Genomic DNA, 8706 nt, shown 5'->3' with positions numbered 1-8706 from the left:
CGCCACTTCCTGGAGGACGAGCTGGGGCTACCCTGCAATTTCGCCTTCGCCCGCCGGCCCGGCCACAAGCCGGACAACGATGCGGTGCGCGCGGCCATCCACGACAACACGCCGCTGATCCTTTTCGGTGGCTATAACGAGCGCATGTACCTCGCTGAGATCGGCGGACGCGCGGCTTTTCTGCCGGCCTCCTTGCCCGGCACCATCATCCGCCGCCACACGGGCACGCCATTCATGGGGTATGCCGGGGCGACCTACCTGGTGCAGGAGGTCTGCAACGCCCTGTTCGATGCGCTGTTCAATATCCTGCCCCTCGGCACCGACCTGGATCAGGTGGATGCGACGCCGGCACGCCTGGCGGCGGAGAACCGCCAGTTGCCCTGGGACACCGAGGCCAAGCTGCACCTGGACCGGCTGCTGGAGGCCTTTCCGGTGCTGACACGGATCTCCGCGGCCAAGCGGCTGCGCGATGCGGCCGAACAGGCCGCCCGCGACGCCGGCGAGGCGCAGGTCACGATTGCGCGCGTCCGTGCTGCACGCGACGCGCTCAGCGGTGGTCGTGCCGCATGACCGCTCGCGCCCATCTGCGTGCTGGGCGCGGCGCAGCGGCACAACGCCGCGATCAATCGGTCGCGCTGCACATCGTGCGCCGACCGAACGTTCGCCAGGTCTGTCCATCCCGCGCTGCGGGTTGGTCGGTCCGCCGGAGCCGGACTCCGGCAGCCCCGCGGCTGCGCAGCAGCGTGTGCCGCCGGCCTGACGGCCCTTTGAACCTCATTGGAGGGTTAAACCATGGCAGACGATAAGTCCTTGAGCGGTATCAGCGAAGAAGAGGCTCAGGAGTTCCACGGCATCTTCGTGCAAAGCATGAGCGGCTTCATCGGTGTGGCGGTCTTCGCACACCTGCTGGCCTGGATGTGGCGCCCCTGGCTCTGAGCCCCGATGAACCCGAGGAGCATCATCGTCTTGAACCGCATCGCAGCAGTCGTCCGGCGCCCGAGGGTCCGTAGAGGACACCGACAGGGCCACGCCTGAGTACCGCATGCCCGCGATGCATTTGGCTCGACTCAACCCGTAACCCGGAGAGTACGCATGAACGCAATCCACAAGATCTGGCTCATCTTCAACCCGAGCTTCGTCCTGACCGCCCTGTTCGGCTTCCTGATTGTGCTGGCCCTGGCGATCCACCTCGTTCTGCTCAGCACCACCGACTTCAACTGGCTGGAAGACGGCATTCCGGCGGTCGAGACCGCAGCCGCGCCGGCCGTGCCACAGCAGATGTAGGGGGCCTGAACAGTGACGGCGCTGCCGCCCCGGGCTGGTGGCAGCCGTCAAGCTCGCGACGCGGGTGCTGCACATCCCCCGCGGCACCCAAGCAGAGGAATTCATAATGGCCATGCTGAGTTTTGAGAAAAAATACCGCGTCCGTGGCGGTACCTTGGTAGGCGGGGATCTATTCGACTTCTGGGTGGGGCCGTTCTATGTCGGCTTCTTCGGAGTCACGTCGGTCTTCTTCGCCACGCTGGGCACGCTGCTGATCATCTGGGGTGCGGCCATCGGGCCCACCTGGAATGTCTGGCGCATCAATATCGCGCCACCGGATCTGAGCTACGGGCTCATGATGGCACCGCTCACCGAGGGTGGGCTGTGGCAGATCATCACCATCTGCGCCATCGGTGCCTTCGTCTCCTGGGCCCTGCGCCAAGTCGAGATCTCCCGTAAGCTGGGCATCGGACTGCACGTGCCCTTCGCCTTCAGCTTCGCGATCCTCGCCTATGTCACGCTGGTGGTGATCCGCCCGGTGCTCATGGGTGCGTGGGGTCATGGCTTTCCGTACGGCATCTTCAGTCATCTGGACTGGGTGTCGAACGTGGGCTACCAGTACCTGCACTTCCACTACAACCCCGCGCACATGCTCGCCATCACGTTCTTCTTCACGAACGCATTGGCGTTGGCATTACACGGCTCCCTGATTCTATCGATGGTGAACCCGCAAGACGGTGAGCCCGTGAAGACCTCGGAGCACGAGAACACCTTCTTCCGCGACTTCATCGGGTATTCCATCGGCGCGCTGGCAATCCATCGCCTGGGCCTGTTCCTGGCCATCAACGCCGGCTTCTGGAGCGCCGTCTGCATCGTGCTCAGCGGCCCGTTCTGGACCAAGGGGTGGCCCGAGTGGTGGAACTGGTGGCTGCAGCTACCGTTCTGGTCATAAGAGGACACCGACATGGCCGAATATCAAAACATTTTCACGAAACTCCAGGTCCGTGAGCCTGGCTACCCCGGTGTCCCGCTCCCGAAGGGCGAGATGCCACGACTCGGCAAGCCGGTCTTCAATTACTGGATCGGCAAGGTCGGCGATGCGCAGATCGGCCCCTTCTATCTCGGCTTCGCCGGGGTGGCTTCCCTGGTTTGCGGTTTCATCGCCATCGAGATCATCGGCTTCAACATGCTGGCGTCGGTGAACTGGAGTCCGATCGAGTTCGTCAAGAACTTCTTCTGGCTCGCCCTGGAGCCGCCACCGCCCGCCTATGGGCTCAGCATTCCGCCGCTCGGCGACGGTGGCTGGTGGCTGATGGCCGGCTTCTTCCTCACCGCGGCCATCATCCTGTGGTGGATCCGCACTTACCAGCGTGCGATTGCGCTCGGCACCGGCACGCATGTGGCCTGGGCGTTCGCGGCGGCGATCTTCTTCTACCTGACGCTGGGTCTGATCCGGCCCGTGCTGATGGGCAGCTGGGGTGAGGCGGTGCCGTTCGGGATCTTCCCGCACTTGGACTGGACTGCGGCGATCTCGATCCGCTACGGCAACTTCTACTACAACCCGTTCCATGCCCTCTCCATCGTGTTCCTGTACGGCTCGGCTGTGCTGTTCGCGATGCATGGCGGCACCATCCTGGCCGTGTCCCGCTACGGCGGCGACCGCGAGATCGACCAGATCACCGACCGCGGGACCGCCGCGGAGCGTGCCATGCTGCTGTGGCGCTGGACCATGGGCTTCAACGCGACCATGGAATCCATCCATCGCTGGGCCTGGTGGTTCGCAGTGCTGACGGTCATCACCGCCGGCATCGGCATTCTGCTGACGGGCACGGTCGTGGAGAACTGGTACCTGTGGGGTATCAAGCACGGCATCGTGGCGCCTTATCCGTCTGAGCTGACGCTCCAGGATCCGAGCCTCTTGCAGGGGGTGTCGCAATGAAAATGCTGAATGGCAAAGCACTGGCTCTGGCGGGCGTCGGTATCGCCACGCTGCTCGCCGGCTGCGAGGCACCGCCGCCGGAGGTGGTGCAGAACGGCTATCGCGGTCTCGCGATGCAGACCAACTACAACACCGATCGGCTGCAGGCATCGCTGGATGCGAACGTGCCGCCGGAGCCCATTCCGGCAGCCGCACCCGGCGGCCCAAAGGCCAAAGACCTGTACAAGAACGTACAAGTACTGGGTGAGCTGACCGTCGCCGAGTTCAACCGCATCATGGTGGCAATGACCAATTGGGTCGCTCCTGAGCAGGGCTGCTACTACTGCCACGTCAACGAGGGCTTCGAGTACGACGGCATCTATACCAAGGTCGTGGCGCGGCGCATGATCCAGATGACGCAGACCACCAACGCGAACTGGCAGGACCATGTCGCGGATACGGGTGTGACCTGCTACACCTGCCATCGTGGCCAGCCGGTGCCGGAATATGTCTGGACCAGTGATCCGGGGCCGGGGCAGCCATCCATGATCGCGCCGACGGGGCAGAACGTCGCCTCCAAGTCGGTGGCCTATGCGTCGCTGCCCTATGATCCATTCACACCCTATCTGCTGCAGGACAACGACATTCGTGTGATTGGACAGACGGTGCTGCCACAGGGTAATCGCAGCTCCATCAAGCAGGCGGAGTGGACCTATGGTCTGATGATGCACATGTCGTCATCGCTCGGTGTCAACTGCACCTACTGTCACAACAGCCGTTCGTTCTATTCCTGGGATCAGAGCGCACCGCCGCGCACCGCAGCGTGGTATGCCATCCGGCACGTGCGGGAGATGAACAACGACTACGTGGTGCCGCTATCCGAGATCATTCCGGCGAGCCGCAAGGGTCCGCTGGGTGATGTCTACAAGATCTACTGCACCACCTGCCATCAGGGCGCCTACAAGCCCCTTTATGGTGCCAAGATGCTGAAGGACTACCCGTCCCTGGCGCAGCCACTGCCTGAAGGCGGCCTGGAAGCCGTGAAGGCCGCGAAGGAGGGCGTCGTAGAAGCACCGTCGACGCAGGCCAAGGCCGAGCCCATGGAGGCTCCGGCGCCGGCCCCGGCGAAGGCGCAGCCGGCGCAGGAAGCCGCAGCACCGCCGGCGGAGTCCGCGCCCGAGGCCGAGCCCGCCGCAGCAGCGCCGGCACAGCCGGCGCCCGCGGAGCCTGCCGCGCCGGCGGCATCGTCCGGTCCGCAACTGCGCTACCCGCCGCCGAGCATGATGCAGTATCCGCCGGCGCCGTTGCAGTACCCGCCGGCCCCGGCCCCGCGCTAGGCGAGCGGTTGGGTACCGGCACGAGATCCGGCACAAGACCAGGACCTCACGGGTGAGGGAGCGCCCGGTCCAAACCGGTCGTCGGCTTCGCCGCCGACCACCATTCGACGAACAGAGGTAATACCCATGGCTGAAGAGAAAAGCTTGAGCGGCCTGACCGAAGAAGAAGCCCAGGAGTTTCATGGCATCTTCGTGCAGAGCATGAGCGGCTTCGTCGGCGTCGCGGCTTTCGCGCACCTGTTGGCGTGGTTCTGGCGCCCCTGGCTGTAACGGCACGTCACCTTTGCTCTAACTACGGCGGCGGGTCCGTGCTCGCCGTCCATAACGTCCTCAGCGGAGGAATCACATGCATCGAATCTGGCAATGGTTCGACCCGCGCCGGGCGCTGATGGCGCTGTTCAGCTTCCTGTTCGCACTGGCGTTGGTGATCCACTTCATCCTGTTGATGTCTCCGGGCTACAACTGGATCAGCACCCAAACCGCACAGGCGCCGGTGTCGAACATGTCGGCGATGCCGCCGGCGAGAACCATCAACTGACCATCGCCTGAGCGGCCGGCGCCAGTGCGTCCATGGCCGCGGGCGAAGCGCCTTCCCGGCGCTGCAACCTCGCAACCGGCAAGCGCTGCCGGCACGCCCCTTGGGCAACCCCGCCGCGGGGGACCGTCGCGGTAACGGCCTTCAAGGCCGATCGAGCAAACTGGAGGTAATCCATGGCTGAAGAGAAAAGCCTGTCCGGCCTGACCGAAGAAGAGGCGCAGGAATTCCACGGCATCTTCGTACAGAGCATGTCCGGCTTCGTCGGCGTCGCGGCTTTCGCGCACCTGCTGGCCTGGTTCTGGCGGCCCTGGCTCTAATCCGCGCCTTTCCTGGCTCAACCACAACCTCAGTGGCACCGCAGTAACTTGTGCGGCAAGCCACAGTAATCACTCGGAGATGACACATGCATAAGATCTGGCAGATCTTCGACCCGCGCAGGACGCTGGTAGCCCTTTTTGGCTTCCTGTTGATTCTGGCCCTGCTGATCCACTTCATCCTGCTGAGCAGCGCCGACTTCAACTGGCTCGGCGGCGTCTGAGTCGCTTGGTCGGGTCGATCGGCTGAAGCCGGTTCCGGCAGTGCCCGCGGCTTGAGCGGCCTGGTGCTACGCTGCGGCGCAGCACCAGTGTCCACAGCCGCTGAGCCACCACCGGCTGGCGGCGCATCCGGCGCCGCCTGGCAGCCCGAGCGCGGCCCCGCTGTGGGTACAGCCGGGTGCCGCAATCCAATCGTATTTCACGTATTCTTCACTTGGGGGTGCGGGCGGCGACACAACGTCGCTGCCACCCCTTCGGGTGTATGGTAACTCTGTGCCGCCCCCAAGTGGGTATGGCGCCGCGTAGCTGGTGACGCCCGGCTTCAATGGTCCGTGGCAGGCTGGACGCCGAGGCGGGCCGCGGTATGAGTCTGTGCTCTGTGGAGTGGATAGCGGCCGATGCAATCGCGTCTCAGCAGTTCCGAGTCCGCGGTGGACACGGCGGCCGCGTCGGTGTCGGCGCATGCCGCAAACCCCGAAGCCGGTGCTGAATCCAACCGGCGAGGCACTCGCGAATCCCCCCCGCTGCGTCCTCCCAAATTACCCCTGCATCGCTCACTAGCGCCATTGCTGCGGCGAGATTTGCTGCGGCTATTTGGTAACGCCGCTGCAGCAGGGCCATTGGTGCGCCTGGATGCCGCCGGATTCCGTCTGTTGCAGGTGAGCGACGAGGCGCTGATGCGCGAGATCCTGCGGGATACCTCGCGGGTGTATCGCAAGGCAAGTCTGATGCGTCGGCTGGGTGCGATCACCGGAGAGGGCTTGTTGATCAACGATGGCGAGCTGTGGAAGCGGCATCGGCGTCTCGCGAATCCGGCGTTGGCCGCCGGCAGCCTGCCGCGCTATGTGCCGGCCATGTACGCGGCAGTGGCACGGACTTGCGCCCACTGGCGTGGCGCATGTGCCGACACGCCCGTGGATCTGGTCACCGAACTGTCGCACACCACGTTGGTGAGTCTGCTGGACAGCATCTTCGGCATGCGTGATGATGCGCAGATGCTGGGGGGCCGAGTCACCCGTGTCAGCGGTGTCATCCACGCCTTGCTCGATGAGCTGGTCCGCCATGGTAGTGCGCTTGCCGCACCGCCTTTGTCGTGGCCGACACCGGGCAACCTGCGCTTTCGTCGGCGCATCGCCGAGGCCAATGCGATCCTGGACGACATCATCGCGCGACGACGCGAGGTGCTCACAGAGACCGAGGTGGCCCCTGATCTGCTTGGACAGTGGCTGCAACAGCGCCGGCGCGATCCCGGACATTTTTCCGCCGGGGAGATGCGCGATGAGCTCATGACCATGCTCATCGCCGGTCACCACAGCCTCGCCATCGCCTTGGCTTGGGCGGTCTATCACCTGGCCTTGGATGCGGACCTGCAGGCAGCCGTCCAGGCCGAGGTCGATGCGGTCCCGGATCTGCCGCAAACCCCGGAGGATCTGCCGCAGCTGCCGCTCGCCCGCGGCGTGTTGTTGGAGGCGTTGCGGCTTTATCCGCAGCCGCCCATCCTGCTGCGGGAGGCCACGGCGGACCACTCACTGGGGGGCTACCGGATACGCGCCGGCGACCAACTCCTGCTGAGCATTCCGGCGCTGCACCATGACCCCCGGCACTGGCCGCAGCCGCAACGGTTCGACCCCCGGCGCTTCACAGACTTCAGCACCGACGGCATGATGCAGGCGCATCATCTCGGCTTCGGCGGCGGGCCGCGGAGTTGTATCGGCCGGCGCTTTGCGCTGCTGGAAGGGGTCTTGGTGCTGGCGGGGGTGCTCCGTGCCTTCCGGCTGCGCACGGTCATCTCTGACGCAACACCGGTACCGCCGCGCTTCGCCGGCATGCTGGTGCCATCCGCACCCCTGCTCGTGCGCGTGCAGGCCCGGTGAGGCCATGAGCCGGCGCCCTGCGGATGCCGGACGCCGCGCCGGTTGCGATGCCGCCGCCGCACGGACGCTCGCCGGTGTCAGCCGCACCCTCCTGATTCCCTTGTACGGGCGCGCCCATGCCGCGCGGCTGCTGCCGGAGGTGCACCTCGAGGATGCTGTCGCCCAGGATCTTGTGCGTCGGCTTGGGCTGGACGAGCGGGACGTCGGCCGCGACCGCTTCACCATGCGCCTGTGTATCGTCCGTTCCGTGGTACTGGAGCGCATGCTGTGCTCGTTACTGCAGGCGGCGCCGCGCCCGCGCCCGGTGGTCGTGCTGGCCTGCGGCCTCGACACACTGGCGCAGCGCCTGGGCACGGCGCAGGCGCGCTGGCTGTGCACGGACTTGCCTGAGGTGATCGCCCTGCGCGACCGCCTGCTACCGCCCATGCCGGGCATCGATCATCTGGGTGTAACGCTCCCGCATGGGCTCGATGCGCTGGGGAGCCATCTGGGGGACGAGCCGCCCGTGTTCATGCTGGAAGGCATCCTGCCCTATCTCGATCCAGCCGCGGTGGCTGAGGTCCTGCGTCGCCTGACGGCGCTGGCGCCCCGAGGCGGCGACCTGCTGGTGGACAGCTATCACCCGGCGCTCTTGGCCTTCGCGCGCTTCGGCGATGGCTTTCGGCGGTTACGGGTGCGGTTTCGCTTTGGCATCGCCGATACCCGCGACTATGTGCAACTGGCGCCGCGACTCGCGCATCGGTCGGAGACGAATCTGCTGGCGCCGCTGCCGTGGCGCCGGCGCCTGCGCACGGTACTACCGGCGGCGGTGGCCCGTGGGCGTCCCCTGGCGACGGTCACCCATTTGGCGCTGGTGCCCGCCTGAGCCCGACGTCTCGCGCCCCCGCTCGAGGACTGTCGACCTGGCTTGGCCCCGGGTATTGCGACTCGAACGCAGCACGAATCGGCGCCTGTTACTGGAGCGCTGGACGGAAGGCGGTCAATCGCGTCCCTCCGGCCGTCGGGTGCAGCGGCGAATGACCGCGGCATGAAGCCTTTGCTTGATGCGGGACAAGTCCAACGGTGCCGTCCGACGTGCCGTTGCTCTAGGCTTTACGGGTTATCGACCGACCCGAGGTCACCACAACGATGACCGACACGACGCCTGTATCACCACCCGAGGCCTACCCCCTGCTCGCCGGCATCGACAGCCCGGCGGATCTGCGCCGGCTGGAGGCGACACAACTCAAGGCGCTGGCGG

Annotated in this window: 11 protein-coding genes and 1 pseudogene; all 12 read left to right on the top strand. The window is 65.7% G+C overall.

Translation table 11 applies throughout. From position 1 onward, the window contains the following. Positions 1 to 570, top strand: a pseudogene (locus tag QZ588_RS17120) (chlorophyllide reductase subunit Z); the annotation flags it as partial. A gap of 222 nt (positions 571 to 792) precedes the next feature. Next, positions 793 to 936, top strand: a complete 144-nt coding sequence (pufB, locus tag QZ588_RS17115; RefSeq protein WP_200240624.1) for a light-harvesting antenna LH1, beta subunit — start codon at positions 793 to 795, stop codon at positions 934 to 936. A gap of 156 nt (positions 937 to 1092) precedes the next feature. After that, positions 1093 to 1284, top strand: a complete 192-nt coding sequence (gene pufA / locus QZ588_RS17110; RefSeq protein WP_295544213.1) for a light-harvesting antenna LH1, alpha subunit — start codon at positions 1093 to 1095, stop codon at positions 1282 to 1284. 106 nt (positions 1285 to 1390) lie between these two features. Next, positions 1391 to 2215, top strand: a complete 825-nt coding sequence (gene pufL, locus QZ588_RS17105; protein ID WP_295544211.1) for a photosynthetic reaction center subunit L — start codon at positions 1391 to 1393, stop codon at positions 2213 to 2215. A gap of 12 nt (positions 2216 to 2227) precedes the next feature. Then, positions 2228 to 3202, top strand: coding sequence for a photosynthetic reaction center subunit M (gene pufM, locus QZ588_RS17100; protein ID WP_295544210.1), 975 nt, complete (start codon positions 2228 to 2230; stop codon positions 3200 to 3202). Then, the gene (gene pufC / locus QZ588_RS17095) at positions 3199 to 4518 is read left to right on the top strand and encodes a photosynthetic reaction center cytochrome PufC (protein ID WP_295544208.1); all 1320 of its coding nucleotides are present in this window, start codon (positions 3199 to 3201) and stop codon (positions 4516 to 4518) included. The genes pufM and pufC overlap by 4 nt, the downstream gene beginning before the upstream one ends. 126 nt (positions 4519 to 4644) lie before the next feature. Next, positions 4645 to 4788, top strand: coding sequence for a light-harvesting antenna LH1, beta subunit (pufB, locus tag QZ588_RS17090; RefSeq protein ID WP_295544206.1), 144 nt, complete (start codon positions 4645 to 4647; stop codon positions 4786 to 4788). A gap of 76 nt (positions 4789 to 4864) precedes the next feature. Further along, the gene (gene pufA / locus QZ588_RS17085) at positions 4865 to 5056 is read left to right on the top strand and encodes a light-harvesting antenna LH1, alpha subunit (RefSeq protein ID WP_295544207.1); all 192 of its coding nucleotides are present in this window, start codon (positions 4865 to 4867) and stop codon (positions 5054 to 5056) included. Positions 5057 to 5229: 173 nt separating this feature from the next. Next, entirely contained in the window at positions 5230 to 5373 is a 144-nt protein-coding gene (pufB, locus tag QZ588_RS17080) for a light-harvesting antenna LH1, beta subunit (protein WP_295544206.1), read from the top strand. An 86-nt stretch (positions 5374 to 5459) separates the two neighbouring features. After that, on the top strand, positions 5460 to 5594 hold the full coding sequence (gene pufA / locus QZ588_RS17075) for a light-harvesting antenna LH1, alpha subunit (protein WP_295544205.1): 135 nt from the start codon (positions 5460 to 5462) through the stop codon (positions 5592 to 5594). Between the two features lie 396 nt (positions 5595 to 5990). Beyond that, positions 5991 to 7466: a cytochrome P450 gene (locus QZ588_RS17070; protein WP_295544204.1), complete on the top strand. Its 1476-nt coding sequence runs from the start codon at positions 5991 to 5993 to the stop codon at positions 7464 to 7466. A 4-nt stretch (positions 7467 to 7470) separates the two neighbouring features. Next, the gene (locus QZ588_RS17065; RefSeq protein WP_295544203.1) at positions 7471 to 8331 is read left to right on the top strand and encodes a class I SAM-dependent methyltransferase; all 861 of its coding nucleotides are present in this window, start codon (positions 7471 to 7473) and stop codon (positions 8329 to 8331) included. The last annotated feature ends 375 nt before the right edge of the window (positions 8332 to 8706 follow it).

The organism is uncultured Thiohalocapsa sp., assembly GCF_913062725.1.
Lineage (GTDB): Bacteria > Pseudomonadota > Gammaproteobacteria > Chromatiales > Chromatiaceae > Thiohalocapsa.
This window is presented reverse-complemented; position numbering and strand designations above follow the sequence as displayed.

What these genes read in the sequence shown, in the direction of transcription:
- pufB (WP_200240624.1), top strand. Translation starts at nt 793, where the DNA reads ATGGCAGACGATAAGTCCTTGAGCGGTATCAGCGAAGAAGAGGCTCAG.
- pufA (WP_295544213.1), top strand. Translation starts at nt 1,093, where the DNA reads ATGAACGCAATCCACAAGATCTGGCTCATCTTCAACCCGAGCTTCGTC.
- pufL (WP_295544211.1), top strand. Translation starts at nt 1,391, where the DNA reads ATGGCCATGCTGAGTTTTGAGAAAAAATACCGCGTCCGTGGCGGTACC.
- pufM (WP_295544210.1), top strand. Translation starts at nt 2,228, where the DNA reads ATGGCCGAATATCAAAACATTTTCACGAAACTCCAGGTCCGTGAGCCT.
- pufC (WP_295544208.1), top strand. Translation starts at nt 3,199, where the DNA reads ATGAAAATGCTGAATGGCAAAGCACTGGCTCTGGCGGGCGTCGGTATC.
- pufB (WP_295544206.1), top strand. Translation starts at nt 4,645, where the DNA reads ATGGCTGAAGAGAAAAGCTTGAGCGGCCTGACCGAAGAAGAAGCCCAG.
- pufA (WP_295544207.1), top strand. Translation starts at nt 4,865, where the DNA reads ATGCATCGAATCTGGCAATGGTTCGACCCGCGCCGGGCGCTGATGGCG.
- pufB (WP_295544206.1), top strand. Translation starts at nt 5,230, where the DNA reads ATGGCTGAAGAGAAAAGCCTGTCCGGCCTGACCGAAGAAGAGGCGCAG.
- pufA (WP_295544205.1), top strand. Translation starts at nt 5,460, where the DNA reads ATGCATAAGATCTGGCAGATCTTCGACCCGCGCAGGACGCTGGTAGCC.
- QZ588_RS17070 (WP_295544204.1), top strand. Translation starts at nt 5,991, where the DNA reads ATGCAATCGCGTCTCAGCAGTTCCGAGTCCGCGGTGGACACGGCGGCC.
- QZ588_RS17065 (WP_295544203.1), top strand. Translation starts at nt 7,471, where the DNA reads ATGAGCCGGCGCCCTGCGGATGCCGGACGCCGCGCCGGTTGCGATGCC.